This is a genomic window from Thalassotalea fonticola (genome assembly GCF_032911225.1).
GTDB classification, from domain to species: Bacteria; Pseudomonadota; Gammaproteobacteria; order Enterobacterales; family Alteromonadaceae; genus Thalassotalea_A; species Thalassotalea_A fonticola.
This window is the reverse complement of record NZ_CP136600.1, coordinates 1,706,837-1,728,743: the sequence shown is the minus strand read 5'-3', so window position 1 is coordinate 1,728,743 and position 21,907 is coordinate 1,706,837. Positions and strand designations below refer to the sequence as shown.

General features: G+C 42.7%; 17 protein-coding genes. 15 read left to right on the top strand and 2 right to left on the bottom strand.

From position 1 onward, the window contains the following. The first annotated feature begins 172 nt into the window (after positions 1 to 172). Entirely contained in the window at positions 173 to 2,119 is a 1,947-nt protein-coding gene (locus tag RI844_RS06990; RefSeq protein ID WP_348397724.1) for a polysaccharide biosynthesis protein, read from the top strand. An 885-nt stretch (positions 2,120 to 3,004) separates the two neighbouring features. Here the strand turns inward: RI844_RS06990 and RI844_RS06985 are convergent. Beyond that, positions 3,005 to 3,550 (bottom strand): outer membrane beta-barrel protein, encoded by a 546-nt coding sequence (locus tag RI844_RS06985; RefSeq protein ID WP_348397723.1) that lies wholly within the window; start codon positions 3,548 to 3,550, stop codon positions 3,005 to 3,007. Positions 3,551 to 3,981: 431 nt separating this feature from the next. On the opposite strand from RI844_RS06985, the gene RI844_RS06980 reads away from it, so the two are divergent. The 14 genes from RI844_RS06980 to RI844_RS06915 all read left to right on the top strand — a co-directional run bounded on the left by RI844_RS06980 (position 3,982) and on the right by RI844_RS06915 (position 20,692). Continuing rightward, a complete protein-coding gene (locus RI844_RS06980) occupies positions 3,982 to 4,314 on the top strand; it encodes an SH3 domain-containing protein (RefSeq protein ID WP_348397722.1) in 333 nt (110 codons plus the stop codon). Positions 4,315 to 4,888: 574 nt separating this feature from the next. Then, positions 4,889 to 5,467 carry a porin family protein gene (locus RI844_RS06975; protein WP_348397721.1) on the top strand — a complete coding sequence of 193 codons (579 nt, stop codon included), beginning with the start codon at positions 4,889 to 4,891 and terminating at the stop codon, positions 5,465 to 5,467. Positions 5,468 to 5,528: 61 nt separating this feature from the next. Further along, on the top strand, positions 5,529 to 6,047 hold the full coding sequence (locus RI844_RS06970) for a hypothetical protein (RefSeq protein ID WP_348397720.1): 519 nt from the start codon (positions 5,529 to 5,531) through the stop codon (positions 6,045 to 6,047). A gap of 14 nt (positions 6,048 to 6,061) precedes the next feature. Then, the gene (locus RI844_RS06965) at positions 6,062 to 8,170 is read left to right on the top strand and encodes a tetratricopeptide repeat protein (protein ID WP_348397719.1); all 2,109 of its coding nucleotides are present in this window, start codon (positions 6,062 to 6,064) and stop codon (positions 8,168 to 8,170) included. Next, positions 8,167 to 11,304, top strand: a complete 3,138-nt coding sequence (locus RI844_RS06960; RefSeq protein WP_348397718.1) for a tetratricopeptide repeat protein — start codon at positions 8,167 to 8,169, stop codon at positions 11,302 to 11,304. Before RI844_RS06965 ends, RI844_RS06960 begins: the two co-directional genes overlap by 4 nt. Next, on the top strand, positions 11,291 to 12,022 hold the full coding sequence (locus RI844_RS06955; RefSeq protein ID WP_348397717.1) for a tetratricopeptide repeat protein: 732 nt from the start codon (positions 11,291 to 11,293) through the stop codon (positions 12,020 to 12,022). Before RI844_RS06960 ends, RI844_RS06955 begins: the two co-directional genes overlap by 14 nt. Next, positions 12,015 to 12,506: a hypothetical protein gene (locus tag RI844_RS06950; RefSeq protein WP_348397716.1), complete on the top strand. Its 492-nt coding sequence runs from the start codon at positions 12,015 to 12,017 to the stop codon at positions 12,504 to 12,506. The genes RI844_RS06955 and RI844_RS06950 overlap by 8 nt, the downstream gene beginning before the upstream one ends. Positions 12,507 to 12,675: 169 nt before the next feature. Then, the gene (locus tag RI844_RS06945; RefSeq protein WP_348397715.1) at positions 12,676 to 13,326 is read left to right on the top strand and encodes a MotA/TolQ/ExbB proton channel family protein; all 651 of its coding nucleotides are present in this window, start codon (positions 12,676 to 12,678) and stop codon (positions 13,324 to 13,326) included. Positions 13,327 to 13,340: 14 nt separating this feature from the next. Beyond that, positions 13,341 to 13,913, top strand: coding sequence for an ExbD/TolR family protein (locus tag RI844_RS06940; protein ID WP_348397714.1), 573 nt, complete (start codon positions 13,341 to 13,343; stop codon positions 13,911 to 13,913). Next, positions 13,910 to 14,497 carry an ExbD/TolR family protein gene (locus tag RI844_RS06935; protein WP_348397713.1) on the top strand — a complete coding sequence of 196 codons (588 nt, stop codon included), beginning with the start codon at positions 13,910 to 13,912 and terminating at the stop codon, positions 14,495 to 14,497. Before RI844_RS06940 ends, RI844_RS06935 begins: the two co-directional genes overlap by 4 nt. Continuing rightward, complete coding sequence (locus RI844_RS06930; protein ID WP_348397712.1) at positions 14,497 to 15,456, top strand: AgmX/PglI C-terminal domain-containing protein; 960 nt, start codon at positions 14,497 to 14,499, stop codon at positions 15,454 to 15,456. Before RI844_RS06935 ends, RI844_RS06930 begins: the two co-directional genes overlap by 1 nt. Positions 15,457 to 15,870: 414 nt before the next feature. Then, entirely contained in the window at positions 15,871 to 17,037 is a 1,167-nt protein-coding gene (locus RI844_RS06925) for a nucleotide sugar dehydrogenase (RefSeq protein ID WP_348397711.1), read from the top strand. A 596-nt stretch (positions 17,038 to 17,633) separates the two neighbouring features. Further along, on the top strand, positions 17,634 to 19,058 hold the full coding sequence (locus RI844_RS06920; RefSeq protein WP_348397710.1) for a mannose-1-phosphate guanylyltransferase/mannose-6-phosphate isomerase: 1,425 nt from the start codon (positions 17,634 to 17,636) through the stop codon (positions 19,056 to 19,058). A gap of 2 nt (positions 19,059 to 19,060) precedes the next feature. Continuing rightward, positions 19,061 to 20,692: a phosphohexomutase domain-containing protein gene (locus RI844_RS06915; RefSeq protein WP_348398327.1), complete on the top strand. Its 1,632-nt coding sequence runs from the start codon at positions 19,061 to 19,063 to the stop codon at positions 20,690 to 20,692. A 343-nt stretch (positions 20,693 to 21,035) separates the two neighbouring features. Here the strand turns inward: RI844_RS06915 and RI844_RS06910 are convergent, their stop codons facing one another. Then, positions 21,036 to 21,899, bottom strand: coding sequence for a universal stress protein (locus RI844_RS06910; protein WP_348397709.1), 864 nt, complete (start codon positions 21,897 to 21,899; stop codon positions 21,036 to 21,038). Between the last annotated feature and the right edge of the window lie 8 nt (positions 21,900 to 21,907).

Sequence of the window (21,907 nt, the reverse complement as noted above, 5' to 3'; positions counted from 1 at the left end):
TAGGTACCAAATGCCTTAGTATATTAAATATACAAATGTTGAACGTTATTGCACAGCTTTACTACTTTCTCTTGTAACGCTTATCCTATATAATCCCTAACAAATAACCTTTATGGCCTTAATAACGTTTTTACATTAAATAGGCGAAGACCTAGGATGGTAAACAGCTCTCATGGAAAAAATCTTTCAATTATCACGGCCCCTTAAACGCTTTATCAGTGTAGCAATTGATGCACTTGCGGTGGTTTTTGCTTTTTGGTTTGCTATGTTTTTACGCATAGACTCTGGCGTAAATTTTTATAACAGCCAATATTGGCAACTATTAGGCTTAGTGGTTGTTGTGACTATCTTGGCGAATACTAAATTTGGTTTATATCGTGCGGTTATTCGTTATTTAAACTCACGAGCAATTGCCGCGGTTGGCTTAAGTGTGTTTGCTTCGTGCGCTGTTGTGGCCATTAGTTCACTTATTTTTAGTGCCGAGCTGCCGCGTTCTATTCCGGTTATCTATGGCGCTTTTTTATTAATTTTTACCGGTGGTAGCCGCTTTTTAGTGCGCAGTTGGGCGAATAGATTAAACCATTCGAGCAAAGTCAGAGTGCTTATTTATGGCGCTGGCTCCTCGGGCATTCAATTAGCGAATGCGATACGAAATGGTAATGAATACGATCCGGTTGTGTACATTGACGATGATAAAAAATTACATAGCTTGTCAATTAACGGTCTTAAAGTTTTTGCGCCAGAAAAAATTGATGTTGTTATTGAAAAATATGCCATTACCCGTATTTTATTAGCAATACCGTCGGCCAGCAAAAATGACCGCGCCCGGGTATTAAACAACCTTGAAAAAACCAAACTGGAAGTATTGGCCATACCCGGTATGTCTGACTTAGTGTCGGGTAAAGCCAAAATTGATGACTTTGTTGAAGTCAGTATTGATGACTTGTTAGGGCGCGACCCTGTGCCGCCGAACCATGAGTTAATGCACGCCGATATTGAAAACAAGGTGGTTATGGTAACTGGCGCAGGGGGCTCAATTGGTAGTGAGCTTTGTCGGCAAATAATTAACCAACAACCCAGCGCATTAGTGCTATTTGAGCTTACCGAATTTGCCTTATATTCTATTCATAGTGAACTTGAACGATTTATTGCTGAGCACGACCTGACGATTACCTTATACCCAATGTTAGGCTCGGTGGCGAAGCAGAATCGCTTAGAAAAAATAATGACCGCATTTAAGGTGCAAACGGTTTATCATGCGGCGGCTTATAAGCACGTACCTCTAGTAGAGCATAATGTTATTGAAGGAGTACGAAATAATATTTTTGGCACCTTGCGCTGCGCGCAAGCGGCAATAAACACCAGCGTTGCAACGTTTGTGCTTATTTCTACCGACAAAGCGGTAAGACCTACCAATGTTATGGGTACAACCAAACGCATGGCCGAGCTGTGTTTACAAGCACTAGCAGAACTGCCTAGCCACAATACCCGTTTTTGTATGGTGCGCTTTGGCAATGTGTTAGGCAGCTCAGGCTCGGTAGTACCACTGTTTAAAAAGCAAATTAGCGACGGCGGGCCAATAACGTTAACCCATAAAGACATTACTCGCTACTTTATGACCATACCCGAAGCTGCTCAGCTGGTAATACAGGCGGGTGCGATGGGCACGGGCGGTGATGTGTTTGTACTTGATATGGGCAAGCCGATCAAAATTTACGACTTGGCGTATAAGATGATCCATTTGTCTGGTTTGCGGTTAAGGCACGCTGCTAACCCTGATGGCGACATTGAAATAGTAGAAACTGGCCTGCGCCCAGGTGAAAAACTTTATGAAGAGCTGCTTATTGGCGACGACGTAGGTGAAACCGGTAATGAACGTATTATGACCGCGTCTGAGGTATTTTTACCTTGGCAAGAGCTTGAACTGATGCTCAATGATTTGCATACCGCTTGTACTGAATTTGATCAACAAACTATTCGCGATATTTTGCTCAATGCACCTACCGGCTTTACCCCAAGCGATGATATTTGTGATTTGGTTTATGTGTCTGAACAAGCGCTGTTAACTAAGCTTTCTGAAGACGCTTTAAAAGCAGCATGTGAAAAAGTAACTGTTTAGGCAAACCGAACACCTAACCTTGCTCTAATTAAAGCACGAGATTATTTACCCGTTCTCGTGCTTTTTTATTGCCCTGGATTTACATGACGCCAATGCTCTTGACCACGAATTTCCTCTCCATCATAAGCGCGAACCACTTCTTCGAAGTCACTTACTTTTAATTAATTCTTTGAAAACTTTCCTTCGGAAATTACGTCCTAATGAATTAGGACCAACCGGAGCGTAAATCTTGGTTGAAAGCCCAGGTTGGCGTGAATTTATTCGCGCGTTATGGCGAAGCCACTTTTTCCTTCGGAAATTACACCTAACCTTGCTCTAATTAAAGCACGAGACTATTTACCCGTTTTCGTGCTTTTTGGTTGGCGTGAATGAGTGTTGCGCACAGAAATCTATGTAAGCGTTTCGCATTCGCGTCCAATCAGGCACAGCGGCGAAGCCATTTTTTCCTGCGGAAATTACGTCCTAATGAATTAGGACCAACCGGAGCGTAAATTTTGGTTGCAAGCCCAGGTTGGCGTGAATTTATTCGCGCGTTATGGCGTAGCCACTTTCGATGAAGTTACCTTTCCTTCGGAAATAACGTCCGATTGAAATCAGACCAACCGGGGTTTTGGTATTGGTAGGGGGGAACCTTGGTGGCGAGAGCCTGGTTGGCGTGAATTTTAAATCATGGATGATTTAACTTAGAATTGCCACGGATGGTACAAATTCTGCATTCGCGCACAATCAGGCATAGCGGCGAAGCCACTCTCGCCGTCATTGCCGCGAAGGCGGTAATCCATGTTTTTGTGTTGCTTTGTGGATACCCGAACGAGCCGGGTATGACGGTTCATGGAATTGGGTATGACGGTTTCGGTGATTGGGTATGACGGTTCATGGAAATGGCTAAAAGTTTACCTTGAAGCCAAAGCTTAGTACGCCGTAATTCGCATCGCCTTCCACATACGCCATGCCTTCTAAAAGCCAACTTGCGCGTCTATTTACTTTGTATTCGACACCGCCACCTAACGATGGGCTCGTTTCAGTGTATGTGCTGCGACTGGCGCCCGATGCAGAGTCGATCTCTGCACTGCTGAAGCCAGCAACGCCATAAATATTAAACTTATTGTTAATGTTGTAAGTATAAACTGCGTATAGCCCGAGCAAATAATTCAGTTCACGTTTGAGTGTGTCAATTTCATCTTCTGCTAAACCCGCACCAACGCGAAATTCAAAGGCTAAATTTTTGCTGTGGTTATAGCCTAAGCGCGCAACTAAGGCGGAAAGGCCAAATTCTTCTAAAGAATCTTCAACATGAACCCCGTGGCCAATAGATGCACCAAAATAATACTGCTGGTTAGGTTGAAAACCAATATCATAATCTGCCGCGTTCACATGGCTAGAATAGATCCCGATAAGTGATAAGCAAAGTAGCAGGTTTGTTACTTTCATTGTTAAAGGTCCGTTTTTATTCTGTTTATTTTATATTAGGCATTTTAATTAAAGAATAGCAGGGATTTGTTAAGTTGTGAGAAAGAAAACTTTAAAATTTAACTACCGTGTTAATTATTTACTTTATCTTAACTATTTGTTTCATTTCAAATTAAGCAATGTAAGCCGTTATTCAGTGCTGATATTTTCTAGTAATTGATTGAATATTGAACTAAAGTTTAATTTAGCTTGAAAAAATGGTTTTTTTTGCATTTTTGAGCTTTTGTAATGCAGGAAAAAGTGATAGTTTTACTCACTGTGTAAAATTTTAGTTAACTTGTTGTAGACCATAATACCATACAGGTAATAAGGGTTTAGTTAAAAACTATTACAAGTTGACGTACAGGTTTAACGACCTGTTAGTCATAAAAATAATAAAGGCGCTTCAAACGATGCAGTTGTTAAAATCTTCTCTATTTACCCTGGTATGCTTGTTTTCTATGGCTTTTGCCTGCAACGCTGCCGAACCGCAAGTACAAATTGCTGCAGAATATGTAGATATGCACGCTGGCCCAAGCGTTGAACACCCAATATTTTATGTTGCCGAACGAGACGAATGGGTTTCAGTGGTTGCTCGTCGTACGGGTTACTTCAAAATTATTGTACAAGATGGCACTGCTGGCTGGATCAGCGAAGCCGATATGGCGAAAACCTTAGATGTTAATGGCAAGGCTGTGGTTATTATCCCAGCCGGTATTAATGGTTTACTTAAGCGGTTTCAGTAAGGGAACCGGATAGGACGTAGTACTGTGGCATGATGTAGTAATGGAGCTTGGCTCTACTCATCGACATTGCCGAGTACGACTGCATCAAAGGAGCAGGTAGGACGATACGGATATCGAAGATAAAACACTTCGAGAACAAGTCCCGAGAGCTATGCATGGAGCCAACGCCGAGACGGTAATTCCATGCTTTGAACTATATTTTGGATACCCAATACCCGAACGAGCCGGGCATGACGTAGTTGGGTCTACTTTACCCTGTCATTACCGCGTATGCGGTAATCCATGCTTTGTAGGCTGTTGTGGATACCCAAACAAGTTGGGTATGACGGTTCAGGGGGGATGACGGTTTCTGTGGATACCCGAACGAGCCGGGTATGACGTAGTTGGAGCCGGGTATGACGTAGTACTGAGGGCATGAAGGTTCATGTGGTTACCCGAACGAGCCGAGTATGACGTAGCCAGGTATGACGTGTTGATGATAAAAATTTAGTCGTTACGTTACTAACAATGACGTAATTTGAAAAAGAATAAAAATAATTATTGCCCAAGGTGTGGGCTGTTTAGGAGTTTAAACGTGGTAAATGTAAAACGTAATGTGTGTTTATTAGCGGGTCTGTTGGCCATTGGTAGCTTTGCGCAAGCAGAAGAAATTGAAGAATCGGGTATTATTGAACCGGTAATTTCTCGCCAAGCGGTAGATGTAGACATTCATGCCAGCGATTGGGAAATTGGTGTGTTTGCTGGCGCGGCAAATATGGACCAAGGCACAACCAATGCCGTAGCTGGTGCTCGGTTTGGTTATCACTTAAATGAAAATTTCTTTGCTGAAGCATCTTACACATTAAGCAATCATGATAATGAGGTTAGCTTTATGAATGTTGTGCTTGGTTATAACTTTCATCAAAGTACGTTTGTAACCTCTGATTATACCGCTAAAACCTCAATATTTTTTGTTGCCGGTGGTGGCAGAACCGATTTTGACGGCGTTGCCGAATTAAATACTATTGTGGGTGGCGCCGGTTACCGCGTAATGCTAAATGATTCTTTCTCGTTACGCTTTGACTTACGTGGTCATATTCATCATCAAGTAGAAACTGACGAAGAGTGGGCCGTAGATGCTGAAGCGAACGCTGGTTTATCGTATTTCTTTTAAGTAAAAAAACTCAGTACGACAAAACGTTAAAATTCACCGGTTAGATTTATCAGGTAATGAAATGAAAAAAACAATAACAGCCAAAATTTCCCTTATTGCAATGCTATGCACGGCATTGTTTTCTGTTAATGGCTATAGCAAAGACGTTGAGCAAGAATTGCAAACGTTGAAAGCCGATATGGTGGATATTGCCGCTGAAATGCAAATTCTTGAACAGCAAATGTTATACCCAGATGCCGAGCAACTTGCGGTATACCTGTCGGTTGATATCGCTGAAGGTTTTGATGTAAGCCGAGTGAAACTGCTATTAAACGCGAGCGAAGTTGCCTTAATAAATTACAACGACGTACAAATGGATGCGTTTAACCGCGGCGGTATCGAACGGATATTTATTGGCGATATTGAAGTAGGCGCACATACCGTTACGGCCATTATCTCCGGTGAAACCAGCAATGGCCAAAAAATTAAACGGGCAGTAAGCCAACAAGTCAGCAAAGCTGCGAACGCCAATGTACTTGAATTAAGCGTATCGTATAACCGCAACTTGCAACAACCACAATTTACGCTTGTAGAGCTTTAATGGTTATGGGGATTATGAATAGCTTTAAGCTACCAACTACGAGGCAGAAAGTGCAACCATCGTGCCTACGCAATCCGTTAGTGGTCTGTTTAACTGCGGCTTTAGCGGTGAGCAGCGTAACGCCGTTAACACAAGCCATGGCCACAGAAGCAGACATCAACAAGACGGGCGAGCTGCGCCAGATTGAATTGCAAACCGGCAGCGCAGTATTTAACTACTTTAATGGCGACTATTTTGCCGCACTTACGCAATTAGCGGTCAATGACAAAAAAGGTGTCATCGATGCCAGTGGCAAAGGCGAGCTGCTTAAAGCCGGGCTTGAACTGCATTATGACATGGACACCGATGCCGGCAGAATATATGCCGAGCAGTTACTTACCAAAGCCAATGCCAGTGTCGAGCCAGGTTATAAAGACCAGGTGTACTTTACCTTCGCCAAGGCGTTGTATCAAAAACAACAGTATCAAAAAGCACAATCGGCCCTTAGCCATGTAGGCACTCAGTTGGCCAGCCAATACCAGGATGAATTCTACTTTGTTAGCGCTCAAACCGCTTTAAAACTTGATGATGTTACTGCTGCCATTAATGCCAAAAACAACATAAATAAAGCCTCCATTTATCACCGTTACTTAGCGTTTAACCATGCCATGGCGCTGCTTAAGCATGATGATAAAAACAAAGCGCTGAATGAATTAGAAAAAGTGATCGATTTAAATCCTGTGGTTATGGCCACCGATGGTGACGATCGCTACGTGCAAAGTATTGAAATTACCGATGAATTTGAAGCGCTTGTTGATCGCGCAAATTTAACCATGGGTTATTTATATATCGAACAAGGTGAAAACACCTTAGCGCTTGCCGCCTTTAAGCGCGTCAGCTTAAGCAGTCTCGACAGTGATGCCGCTATGCTCGGCTATGGTTGGGCGGCAATGAACGACAAAAGTCATCAAACCGCATTAGCCGTTTGGCAAAAACTTAGTGCGCAACCGCAACAAACCCCTTTTGTGCGTGAAGCGATTATTGCCATAGGTTACGCTTATGAGCAAATGCACGATAAAGAGCGTGCTTATACCGCTTACCAACAGGCAATCAGCTCGTTTGCCAAACAACAGCAATTACTTGATACTGAGCTAGCAAAAATTAATGCCAATGAAGCTGCTACTGATCGCGCTACTAATGGCAATTTTTCTGAAAACAGCAAAGCCGAAAGCCAATACATATTGTCGTTATTGCAACCAGTTACAGCGAATAGTCAGCAAAGTGATCCCACTGGCATGAAAGGCCCTCAGGTGGAATTACAGCTGCCACCGGCAATTAATACCTTTGACCTTGTTGCCTCCAATGAATTTCATCATGGTGTTGAAAACGTAAATGATTTAAATACCGCCATTGCTCAGTTCAACCTTTGGCACAGCAAATTGGCTGACATGGCCAATAGTTTTTATGGCGATGCGGCACCGTTGAATGCACACGGAGACATTGCCGAGCCGCAAGAGCAAAGCTTGCGAGAAGCACAGCTTGCTGAATTGTTACGTAAATTTCGTGAATACGACGCGCGTTTAAATCAGCATGCTTTCTCCTATATGGGTAAACTGTTTAAAGCCGATCCGGTATTAGGTGTACGCCATCAACTAGCCAATGCCTATGGTCAATACCAAAAGTTGTCGGCCCAATTGACGGCTGAAAAAGCGAATGCGGGCCAAAACCAGCAAGCCGAACTTGCACAGCTACAAGCGCGTTTAGACCGCCTGGCAGGCGTGTTGTTGTGGCAAATAGGTGATTATTACTTGGATGAAACTGGTCGAAAAACTAAATATGAAGCGATGAATGCCAGCCTTAATGTTCAGCAATCGCAACAAATTGCCATGGCACCGGTATTTGATTTACAACGCAGGGTTGCCGCAAAACTTGCTACCACTAAAGGCTTACAGCAGTCAATTTTAACCTATTTACAAACCACATTAGGCGAGTCTCTTAGTGAGCAGCGCAATGATTTGAGCAATTATATGCAAAAAGCACAAATGGCCATTGTTCGTTTAAATGATGACGTGTTTATTCAAAGCTCAAACGATGAGAGCATTAACGACGGCTCTAATGCCAACAATGGCGAGGGCGAATTATGAACAAGAAACTATTAGCTCTATCGATAAGTACCGTATTAAGTACCAGTTTTCTGAGTGGTTGTATTTTGGTTGATCCAAATTATGATGAACCACCAGCGCGACAACGTAGTGCAACATTAGCGTCACTTGATTTAAACCCATCGCCAATGGTGAAGGCCGAGTTACCTAGCTTGTCACTGGACGAATTAGCGGCATCGTATCAAGATTTATTAAAAACTGATGTGCAACCAGAGGCAAAAGCGGAAATACAGCAACGCATTGCGGTGCTAGAAGTCATGCGCGGCGAACAAGCACAAATGAATGGCAGTGCCAGCGATAGCGACTTTTATGCAACTGCGATCGCATCACTAGAACGTTTTATTGAGCAAAACCCTAATGGCGAGGGCAGCGATAAATTGCTTTACCAACTTGCCAAGGCGTACGATTTACAAGGTGAAACCGATAAAAGCCTAGTAACACTGGAACGGTTGATTAACGAGCACCCAAACAATGCCTTCATGGTTGAAGTGCAGTTTCGCCGAGCCGAAATATTATTCTCTAATCAGGACTACTTTAAAGCGATAAGCAGTTACGGCTATGTTATTGAACAACCACCTGCAGATGTAGCCCCTGATAATGACAAAAACCCATATTATAAAATTGCCTTGTATATGCGCGGCTGGAGTTACTTTAAACTTGAACAGCACCAGTTGGCGTTAAACTCGTTTAGTCAAATACTTGATGACGTAATGCCGTACAAAGTAATGCTAACGATGAGCAGCCTGGATGAGTTGGTCGCCGAGCTGGAGGTAAAAGATAAACAACTTACCAGCGAAACTTTTGCCGTAATGACCCTTATTTTCTCAAGCGGTGATGGCGAAAAAGCAATTACTGAACATTACCAACAGCTGGGTATACGTCCCTATGAGCATTTAAATTACCAACTACTTGGTGATTTTTATCTGGAAAAACAACGTTACAGCGACACGGTCGCGGTATATAACGAATTTATTAGCCACTACCCAAACCATCAAGTGGCACCGTTGTATTCAATTAAAAAGATGGAAGCGCTGCAGCTTGGCCGTTTCCCTACCGAGCTAAGAGCAGAGAAAGTGCGTTTTGTGAACGATTACCAGCTTAACGCCGCCTATTGGCAAAACAGCAGTAACGCCGAACAAGCAACGCCCGCGAAAAATAAAACCAAGGCGCAAGTAACGCCAGTGCTTATTGACATATTGCAAGAGCTTGCCCAAAACGCGCATGCCAATGCACAACAGCAAAGTCGATTGTTGGCCTCAGGTGAGCAAACTGGTGCCCAGCAGCAACAAGCAATTGAACAAGCGTATAGAGAAACTGCACATTGGTATGAGATGTTTTTGGCAAACTTTCCAACGACCAATGCGGCCAGCAACATTAAGTTTTATTTAGCCGAGAGTTTTTATGAGACCGGCCAATATTTAAAGGCGATCAACTTTTATCAAGATGTAGCCTATGGCAGTGACGCCATTGAAAACAATGCCGCGCTGGCTGAAAACCAAAAACAACTTGCCGCAGTTGACCGCGCCGATAGCGAAGACGGAAGTAGCGCTAATGCAACAACCGCAGAGCAAAATAGCGTCGTTACTGACAACAGCGAGTTGCTTGCTGGCGATGTGCCGGTAGAGCAATTAAAGGATCACAGTGCCGAAGCCGCTTATGCGCTTATCTTAACTTTTGATAAATTGATTGCTGATGAAAAAGATGCCAACAAACAGGCCAAACTGCAAGCGGAGCAACGTACCTACAAAGCGCAATTTATTGCCAGTTACAGCGAAGACTCTCGAGCGGCGAATGTGCAAAAAGATATCTTTCAGCAATATTTTAAAGCCGGTGATAGCGAAAACGCCATTATGTACGCCAAACAAGCATTGGCCAGCAGTGATGACTTAACTGTAGAACAACGCTTGTCTGCACTACTGGTTATTGGTCACAGCCAATTTGCTGAAGATGATTACTCGGCGGCAGAAAAAACCTATGAGCAAGTAATAAGCACATTACCTGCTGGTGATAATCGTGCCAGTGATATGCAAGACAGATTGGCTGCCAGTATTTATCGTCAAGGCGAATTGGCGGCAAACAGTGAACCGGCCAATTTAACGCTTGCGGTTAAACATTTTAGTCGGGTGATTGAAAAAACACCAAATTCAAAAATTCGCATTAATGCGCAATACGACATGGCAACGCACCTGTTAACTTTACAGCGTTACCAGCAAGCAATTGACCTGTTGGTAGACTTTAAAGACAGATACCCAAACAACACGTTAACCAAGTCAGTACCGCCTAAACTTGCGTTTGCGTATCAGGAAACCGAGCAATGGCAACAAGCGGCCGCTTATTTGAAAATGAGTTGGGCACAGCAGCCCGAAGCAGAGTCTACCCGCCAAATGTTATGGTTGTCGGCTGAGCTTTACCTAAAAGCCGGCAATAAAACCCAAGCATTACGGGCTTATCGCACTTATGCGCACACCTACAAAACGCCTTTTGCCACCGCCATGGAAGCAAAGCATAAAATGAGTGAATTTTACCAAAAAAATGGTGAGTACAGCATTGTTGCCCAAGGTGATGAAGCGAAGTTGAAGTTTTGGCTGCAAAAAATTATAGATGGTGATAAAGATGCCGGTGCTGAGCGTAGCGCCCGGTCACGCTATTTAGCCGCTGATGCATCCATGTATTTTGCTGATGAAACGATGGCAAAATTCAAACGCGTCAAATTAACGCTACCATTGAATAAAAGCCTGGCGAAAAAGCGTCAATTGCTCGAACAAACGTTAACGGCCTATAACAACACGGCTAATTACAAGGTTGCAGAATTCACCACTGTAGCAAGTTATCGGATTGGTGAAGTGTACTCACAACTGGCGCAAGATTTAATGGCGTCACAGCGGCCGGCTAATTTGAACGAACTTGAGCTTGAGCAATACGAAATATTGCTTGAAGAACAATCATTTCCGTTTGAAGACAAGGCCATTGCCGTACACGAAGCCAATGCCAATCGCAGCCATGACGGCGTATATGATCAATGGGTGAAAAAGAGCTTTGCTGATTTAGCCCGTTTATTACCAGGCCGTTATAACAAAGAAGAACAGATTGTTGAGGTTGTAAATGAACTTTATTAAAAAACTATCGGTGACCCCGTTATCCCGAAAGGGAATGTTTACGGCGCTAATGCTATCAACGTTAGCCGCTTGTTCAAGCGCGCCTGAGCAAGCAAGCTCGGCTGGAGCAGCAGCGCAAAACACTGCTGCCAGAACTAATGCGGCAACTACACCAGAGCTGAGCGAAGTTGACGCTGAACGACAACGCATTTTGGCTATGCCAAATCGTTATAAGGAAAATGCAGCCGCGGTACCTAACGAGGTTAAACTGGCGGTAGAGGCAGCACTTACGCAAAAAGCCAATGGCGATATTGACGGCGCCAAGGCTAGCTTAAAAGTGATTAATGCGAATCACCCAAGTTTATCGGGTATTGCCCTTCAGCTTGGCGATATTGCTTTAACAAGCGGCGATACAGCATTAGCTAAAGCGTATTACCAACAAGCAATTTCTGCTAATAACAACAACTATTACGCGCATAATCGGTTAGGTAATTTACAACGTAAAAGTGGCGAGTTTGCCTCAGCCAAAGCAAGTTACCTTGCGGCTTTAACCAGCTATGCCGGTTTTGCCGAAGCAAATTTAAATTTAGGTATTTTGTTAGATATGTACATGGGTAAGAAAGAACAGGCGTTGGCATACTACCAAACCTACCAAGTTCTTACCAAACAGGAAAACCGCAAAGTAAAAGGCTGGATCGCCGATATTTCAATGCAACTGAGGGCCGTTAATAATGGTTAGTAAAACATTTTATCAGCGCTCGCCTAAGGTTATTTCAACTTTAGGGGTAATGAGTATTTGCAGCAGCGTTATTTTGTCTGGTTTTGTTGTAGCAGCACCACTGTTAGCTGAGCAGGACGCGCCGACCGAACAAGTAAACGTTGACGTTAATGCTAATGCCGAAAACTCAACCAGCGTTCCGGTTGCCAATGAGCAACCAAGTAGCGATGACGTTAATAGTGAACAACAAACTGTAAGCAAGCAAAGCGCTAGCGAACAGGGGGCTACAATAAACAAAAAGCGGACGGTGATCACGCTTGAGTCCACCATAGTCGGGGATAAAGAGCAGCCGAAAGTTTTGTCAATAGTGCCTTGGCAAAAGCCCGAACATCAGGCTTTATCAACACAGCCAGTAACTCGGCAAATAGAAATGAAGTTTCACCCTGTTGAGGTTGATAGCCTTAACCGTGAACTTCAATATTATAAAAAATCAAAGGAAAATTAGAGCTAAATACCCGAACTAAGTAAAGGCCGCCAAGCGCTATATGCTACGAGCTATTGAAAGATAGTCGCTAGTAAAACTAAGTTCTAAGTATTTTCTAAGATTTTTCAACACTAATGCAATTTTTACATAATGCCTTATAAGCATTTAACAATAGAAAGGTAGTAATACTATGTTTGATACAATTATTCGTTTTTTCCAAGAAGGTGGAACGTTCATGTTCCCAATCGCTATCGTATTGGCTGTAGGCTTAGCCATTGCCGTTGAACGTGCCATTTATTTATTTAAAATGTCAAAAGCAAACGGTAATAGCATGAATAAGATCACGCCAATGTTGCAGCACTCAGACTTTGAAGGTATTGCCAGAGTAGAAAGTGATTCAGCGATTGCTAACATCTTTAAAGCGGGTGTTAGTCGAATGAATCAAACCCCACGTCGTGAAGAAATTGAATTTGCCATGGAAGAAGGTGTAATGGAAGCATTACCACGTTTAGAAAAACGCACTTCTTACCTTGCAACGTTGGCTAATATTTCAACTTTGCTTGGTTTATTAGGTACTATCATTGGTTTAATTGCCGCGTTCTCGGCAGTAGCAAGTGCTGATCCTTCAGAAAAAGCGTCACTACTTTCTGACTCAATCTCGGTCGCAATGAACACCACTGCATTTGGTTTGATCGCCGCCATTCCATTATTACTTTGTCATTCAGTGCTACAAACTAAAACCACTGAAATAGTAGATAACCTGGAAATGGCTGGTGTTAAGTTTTTAAACTTGATCAGCCGTAACAATACGGTTTCTTCAAAATCACGTACAACTGATTAATACGGGCTGACATTATGTTAAGGAAACCCCGGATCAAGCGTCAGGAAGCTGAACTCGATATCACCTCATTTATGAATTTGATGATCGTGTTAGTGCCGGTGCTTTTGATGATGATGGTATTTTCACATATTACCGTTTTAGATCTTAAGTTACCGGAGTTAACCGACCCAAGCGTACAAACTGAAAGTGATGAAGAACAGGTAAAACAATTAGAGTTGATGGTTAGAGACGATCAAATTGAAGTGTATTACCCACAAAGTTACCTGTTAAAAACCATACCGTCGAAAGATGGTGACTACGATTACGACTCTTTGGTACAAACCTTAAAGCAAGTGAAACAATTGCTAATAGAGCAAGGTATAGATAAAAACGATTTGTCTTTGTTGTTAGAGCCACAAATTGATTATCAAACCATAGTGACGTTAATGGATAAATCACGTTCGTACAAAGCTGTTGTTGTTGCCTCTGTAGTAGATGCTGAGTTATTCCCTAATATTTCATTAGGTGATGCGCTAACGGTAGCTAACCCAGACGCAGTAAATGTACCGGCTAATGTATCAGAAGATGCGCAAGGAGCTAGCAAATGAAACAATCTGTAAGAGCTAAGCGCATGCAACGCCATCACCAACGTTCATCAAAAACGTCGAAGTTATCGTTAGTATCACTAATGGATATCTTTACTATTTTGGTATTCTTTTTGATGGTAAATGCCTCAGATGTGCAAGTGTTGCAAAACAATAAGGAAATTGAATTACCGCAATCGGCTTCTAATGAAAGCGCTAAAGATAATTTAATTATTACTATTAATAACAAGAATGTCATTTTGCAAGGCCGTAAGATTATTTCGGTAACAGAATTGGCAGACCGTGATGGTGTGATTGTTAAAGAGCTTAACGACGAGCTTGTTTATCAAGCGGGTAAACGCCAGTTAACTGATGCCGAGCTTGAAATGGGCCGCAGCATAAACATAATGGCCGATAAATCGGTACCATATGAGTTGCTGAAAAAAATCATGCAAACCTCGGCATCTGCAGGCTATACCAATATTTCATTGGCAGTAGAGCAAATGCCTGGGCAAAGTGATGAAGACTTGTTAAATGCGGAGTTAGAAAACGCTGTTGAAGCAACTAATGAGCAAGCAACTCCGGCAATTAGTGTGGAGGCGGGTTAATGGTGAATATGATTGAACAAGACCATTTACCTAGCTGGCAAAAACACGAAGATAACCGTACCTTTAACCGTATTGCCACGGGGTTCTTAGCCGCGACTATGCTGTTTACCCTTCTTGTGTCTGTTGTTGAACTACCAGAGCAAACACGTGAAGAGAAAGAACAGTTACCGCCACAGTTGGTTAAAATACAAGAGCGTAAAGTAATTGTTGAACCTGAGCCAGAGCCAGAACCAGAGCTAATTGCTGAAGCAGAGCCTGAACCGGTTGAACCTGAGCCTGAAGCTGAACCTGAACCTGAACCTGAGCCTGAGCCAGTACCAACTCGCCAGGAAGAAGAAGCATCAGCTAAAGAAAAAGCGCAAAACTCTGGTTTATTAGCCTTGTCTGATGAGTTGAGTGCAATGCGTGAAACGGTTGATGTTGACAGTTTAGCTAAAAACGATTTAGTTGCCGGCGCAGGCGAAGCAGAAGATACTGAGCGAGTATTACTTGGCCGAGTAACTTCTGGTACCAGTGGTGGTGTTAAAGCGGGTTCTCTTTCTACTGATGTAGGATCAGGTACTGAATTGGCGGGGAGAAAAACGACTGAGTTTACTGCTCGTGTTGCCGTCGCAGGTGGCGAAGGTGAAGCTGAAGCCGAAAGTTTAAGTGCCAGCGAAATTGCCAGTGGTAATCGTACTACTGAATCAATTCGCAAAATATTTGATAAAAACAAAGGGGCATTATATTCAATCTATCGTCGGGCGTTACGCCAAGACCCTAGCTTGCAAGGTAATGTAACGGTTAGTTTAATTATTTTATCCAACGGTACGGTGCAATCGGTAAACATTGAAAACAGCGATTTAGACTTGCAAGAGTTTCTTAATAAGCTCCTTGCTCGCATTAAGCTAATTAACTTTGGTGCTAAAGATGTTAATGAAACCGAGCTGAACTACACCATTAACTTCCTGCCGTTTTAACAAACAATATCTCTAGATAGCAAATACCTCCCCGACTCGTTCGGGGATTTTTGCATTGTAGTACTGCAAAACCCATTTGGTCGTTCGCCACAATGACGGTTGGTCCGAAATTTTTCGGACGTCATCCCCGAAGGGGAAAGTGGCTTCGCCATAACGCGCGAATACAAATCGTTTGCATAGATTTCTATGCGAAGCATTCATTCACGCCAACCAGATTAGTAACGGATCACGAAGCCGAAAAATAGCCCCTTGCGGATAATATCCAATTAAAACTTAGCAACTAGCCTTGGCCTATTCGTGGAGGAGAGCTTGGTTATCGTGAATGAATTAAGCTAGTCTCAAGTAACACCTACCTCATTTAAATATTAAGTGTTAAACTTTAGTGCATAAAATAATAAGGATTTTAAGCAAATTATGAAAATTGCAATTGCCGGTACTGGCTATGTAGGTCTTTCAAACGCTATGTTGTTAGCGCAACACAATGAAGTGGTCGCAGTAGACATTATTCCCGAAAAAATTGAGCTTCTCAATAACCGCCAATCTCCCATTGTTGATGCTGAAATAGAAGACTTTTTAGCAAATAAAGACATTGATTTTAAAGCTACCCTAGATAAGAAGCTTGCTTTTGAAGGTGCTGAGTTTGTCATTATTGCCACGCCCACTGATTATGACCCAGTATCTAATTATTTTAATACAAGCTCTGTTGAAGCGGTTATTAAAGACGTTTTAGCGTTAAACCCTAGTGCGGTAATGGTCATTAAATCAACGGTGCCGGTTGGTTTTACTGAGGAGGTTAAGGCTAAATTTAACTGTACTAACATTATTTTCTCGCCTGAATTTTTACGTGAAGGCAAAGCGCTTTTTGATAACTTACACCCATCGCGCATTATCGTTGGTGAAGAAAGTGAGCGCGCCAGTATATTTGCCAACCTTCTGGTACAAGGCGCAATAAAAGAAAACATTGATGTGCTATTTACCCACTGTACCGAAGCGGAAGCGGTTAAGCTATTTTCAAATACTTACCTGGCAATGCGTGTAGCTTACTTTAATGAATTAGACTCTTACGCTGAAGCTCTTGGCTTAGATTCAAAAAGTATTATTGAAGGTGTTGGCTTAGACCCACGTATTGGCAACCACTATAACAATCCTTCATTTGGTTATGGTGGCTATTGTTTACCAAAAGATACCAAGCAGTTAAGAGCTAATTACCAGTCTGTGCCGAATAACATTATTAGCGCTATTGTCGATGCTAACACTACCCGTAAAGACTTTGTTGCTGACTCGATAATCGCCAAACAGCCTAGGGTTGTTGGCATTTATCGTTTAATTATGAAAGCTGGCTCTGATAACTTTAGGGCGTCAAGCATTCAAGGCATTATGAAACGCATCAAGGCGAAAGGTATTGAGGTTGTTATATTTGAACCGGTACTTGAAGAAGATGAGTTTTTTTATTCAACCGTTTATCGTGACTTAGACGCGTTTAAAACAATATCTGATGTAATTGTGTCGAACCGTATGAGCGATGAATTAGCGGATGTAGCTGAGAAAGTATATACCCGGGATTTGTTTGGTTCGGATTAAAAGCTGACAGTTAAAAACGATAAAGCGACAACTGTCATCCCCGTGCAGACGGGGAACTATAAAAATAGATTCCCGCCTTCGCGGGAATGACGAAAAGTTAGATGTCATTCCGTACTTGTTGCGGAATCCATTGTTGTAAGTATAGATTCCCGCCTTCGCGGGAATGACGAAATGACGAAATGACGAAAAGTTAGATGTCATTCCGTACTTGTTGCGGGATCCATAAGAATAGATTCCCGCCTTCGCGGGAATGACGAAATGACGGAATGACGAAAAGTTAGATGTCATTCCGTACTTGTTGCGGGATCCAGAATAATAGATTCCCGCATTGGCTTTGGCATCCATGCGTCGCTCTCGGCATTTGTTCCGACCGTGCTCTGCCTCCGATATCCATGTCGTCGTACCTTCTCCTTCCATAAAGTCGTGCTCGGTAATGACGTTGGAGTTGTAAGCGGTAATAACATTGGAGTAGTGCTCGGCAACGACTGAAAAAACTGGCTTCGAATATGCCGCGCTTATATAACTACTTCGAGATTCGCAATTCGAATCTGATGAACTAAATTTAAACCAATACTTGTTAACAATAAGAATTATTTATGATCAAACCTGTCATTATGGCTGGCGGTAGCGGCACTAGGCTGTGGCCATTGTCTAGAACCTTGTATCCCAAGCAATTTCTCAAAATCAATTCTGATCATAGTATGATCCAAAATACCGTTACTCGACTAGCTGGGCTGGATGTGTCTCTACCTGTCACTATTTGCGGTGAAGAGCATCGCTTTGTGGTGGCAGAACAATTAAGAGCCATTGATAAATTGGGTTGTATATTGCTTGAACCTGTAGGTAGAAATACTGCGCCAGCGATTGCTTTGGCGGCGTTAAATGAATTAGATAAAGGTAAAGATCCAATATTGTTAGTATTGGCGGCTGATCATCAAATTGGTGATACCGCGAGGTTTCAACAAGTGGTGAATTCAGCCGTTATATTTGCCGAACAGGGGCAATTAGTTACGTTTGGTATTGTACCTAGCCATGCTGAAACGGGTTATGGGTATATCAGAAAGGGAGTAGGGATCGCGGACGGATTCAAGGTTGCCAAATTTGTTGAAAAACCTGATGAAGCCACTGCACAGGGCTATTTAGCATCGGGTGAGTATTTATGGAATAGCGGCATGTTTATGTTTAAAGCCAGTCGTTATGTAGCTGCGCTGGAAAAATGCCGCCCAGATATTTTACAAAGCTGTAAACAGGCATTAGTAGATACACAAGCTGATTTAGATTTTGTGCGCATAGATAAACAGAGCTTTGTTGATTGCCCGGCTGAGTCTATCGATTACGCGGTGATGGAACCTCTTTGCAATGCTGAAGGCTCTGATTCTGTTGTAGTTGTCCCTCTTGATGCTAACTGGAGCGATATAGGTAGCTTTTCAGCCATTTGGGATGTTTCTGCTAAAGATTCAAATAACAATGTGCACAAGGGCGATGTGCTAAGTCATAACTCTGCTAATAATTTAATATTGGCTGAAAATACCTTAGTTACAACGGTAGGCATTGAAAACACTATTGTTATACAAACCAAAGATGCGATTTTAGTGGCAGCTAAAGACAAAGTACAAGAAGTTAAAAATATTGTCGAGCAATTAAAAAGGGCAAATAGGCCTGAAGCCAATTTGCATCGACAAGTGTACCGGCCTTGGGGCCGCTATGATGGTTTAGATGAAGGTGAGTTGTATCAAGTGAAGCATATTATTGTAAATCCGGGTGAAAAGCTGTCAATTCAAATGCATCATCATCGCGCTGAGCACTGGATAGTAGTATCTGGCGTTGCCCTAGTAACCAACGGCGATAAAACCTTCTTGTTAACTGAAAATCAGTCTACCTATATTCCAATAGGTACGGTTCACGCGCTGGAGAACCCCGGGCTTAATCCAATTCACTTAATTGAAGTACAAACCGGTAGTTACTTAGGCGAAGATGATATTGTTCGATTAGAGGATCGTTACGGCCGGATAAAAGAATAGTGATCGAGTTAACCTGTTTTAAAGCCTACGATATTCGCGGTAAGCTTGGTGAAGAGTTAAATGAAGACATTGCCTATGCCATTGGCCGTGCTTTTGCTTTAGTGATAAAACCTAAAAGCGTCGTTGTTGGCGGCGATATCCGCTTAACTTCACATGCATTAAAACAAGCCATAGCACATGGTTTAATGGCCGAAGGTGTCGATGTTGTCGATATTGGCATGACCGGCACCGAAGAGATCTATTTTGCTACAAAATTTTTAAGACTTGATGGCGGTATTGAAGTTACTGCAAGCCATAATCCGTTAGATTATAACGGTATGAAACTCGTGCGGGATGGCTCTAAACCAATCTCTGGTGATAGTGGTTTATTTGAGATCAAGAAAAAGGCTGAGCAAATACTTGCTGGTAAGTTAGGAACAGGGGCGAAATGGATTCCCGAACAAGCCGGGAATGACGGTATAGAACGTGGTGGTTTAGACAAGGGGGGGGTAGACAAGGGGGATTTAGGCTGTGACGGTTTAGGCCGGGGGGATTTAGGCTATGACGTCTTTGGCAATAGCCGTTATGCTGTAGAGCCAGCGCCCAGAGGAAATTATCAGCAGCGTGATTTAAAAGCTGATTACGCCAAGCATATGCTTGAGTTTATCAAGCCGGAAAAGTTAAAACCGTTAAGATTAGTGGTTAACTCAGGCAATGGCGCTGCGGGCCCTGCACTTGATGCTATTGAACACTGTTTGCAAACTTGCGGGGTAAATATTGAATTCATCAAAGTGCACCATCAAGCCAATGGGAGTTTCCCTAATGGTATTCCTAATCCATTATTACCTGAATGTAGAGCGGATACCAGCAATGCAGTGTTAAAACACCATGCCGACATGGGTATTGCCTGGGATGGCGATTTTGACCGGTGTTTCTTGTTTGATGAACAAGGTAACTTTATTGAAGGTTACTATATTGTTGGTTTGCTCGCCGAGGCGTTTTTAAAACAAGAAAGTGGAGATCCTGAAACAAGTTCAGCAAGTGGTGGAGAGCCTGATGGAGACAACAGTAGATCACTCCCTGAACTTGTTTCAGGGTCTCTGCATAGCAAAGAAAAGATAATTCACGATCCTCGCCTGACTTATAACACCATAGACATTGTTAACTGCTCTGGTGGTAAAGCCATTATGAGCAAAACCGGACATGCGTTTATTAAAGAGCGCATGCGTGAAGAAAATGCAATTTATGGTGGTGAAATGAGTGCCCATCATTATTTTAGAGACTTTGCCTATTGTGATTCGGGCATGATCCCCTGGTTACTCGTTGCAGAACTGCTAAGTGTTAGTGGTAAGCCATTATCAAGCTTAGTGAAAGAGCGAATTGCACTGTTTCCTTCATCAGGAGAAATTAACTCTACGCTGGATGACCCAAAATATTCCATTGAAAAAGTAAGATCTGCATTTGAAACAGACGCTGTATCAGTTCATGAAACCGATGGCATATCGTTAGAATTTAAAGGTGGGGAAGGAGAGTGGCGCTTTAATTTGCGCAGCTCTAATACCGAGCCTGTCGTGCGCCTTAATGTTGAGAGCAAAGGCAACGTTGAGTTAATGCAGCGTAAAACTAAGCAGATACTGGATATATTGCATAATTAGTGGACAATACGCTGGCGCTTCAATACAAAAAGCCGTCATACCCGGCTATGTCATGCCCGGCTCGTTCGGGTATTGGGTATCCATAATATAGTTTAAAGCATGGGTTCCTGTCTCGGCTTTGGCATCCATGCGTCGCTCTCGGCACTTGTTCCCGACAGTGCTCTACCTCCGATATCCATATCGTCGTACCTTCTCCTTCCATGGAGTCGTTCACGGGAATGACAGGGGAGTTGAGTGCGGGAATGACAGGGGAGTTGAATACGGGAATGACAAGGGGAGTTGAATACGGGAATGACAAGGGAGTTGAGTGCGGGAATGAGAAGGGGAGGCTTCAGCCTCCCTATTAAATCGGAATAGCTAATACGTCAGTTTTAAGCAGGGTTAGTATGCTTTCTGCGGTGTTGCCAATAAGTTTTTGCTCTAAACCGGCGCGGCCGACGGAGCCAACCACCACCAGGCTTGCTTTGCAGTTTGCTGCGATTGAGGTTATAACTTTATCTATCTGCCCGGCTTTAATGTGAATATGATCAGGCTTAATGCCATAGCTGTGTGCCAATAACGTTAATTTTTCTTGTAGCTCTGCTTTGTGCTCATTTTCTAATTTGTCTTTATTAATTATGCCGAGCTTTCTTAGTAATGGTGAAAACGGCACGGTATAACAAATGTGCAAGTCAGCGTTTATTTGCTTGGCGATGATACTGGCGTTTTTAAGCACTTTTTCATTGAGCTGTTTTTGCTCTGTTAATTCCGTTTCTAAGTCGACAGTTGCCAATACGTTTCTTGCTTTATGCCACTTTTGATCGGCAGCAATTAATATTGGTGCATGGCATTCTCTAAGGATGTGCCAGTCGGTAGGGGTATAAAACAAGGCTTCACTGCGATGACCGGTTTTTACAATCATCTGCGGCTTATGTTCTTTTACATAGCTGTTCACCCAAATATGAATGTTTTTTTCCCATACGGTTTCAAAGTTGTATTCCACCACGTTTTGCAACGTATTAACCAATTTATGGGCGTTAAGCTCGTGCAGATTATGTACCACCTTGTTTTGAGCGTCTTCAATATTGGCAACTCCGCGTAAGTCTTCGTAGCAAAAGTTTACAATATGTAGATTGCAGTTATATGCCTTTGCCAGTTCTGCAGCTTGCAAAATAGCGGTGTAATTTTGCTCTTGGTGATCTGAAATTACTAATATGCTGTTTTTCATACTGTTAC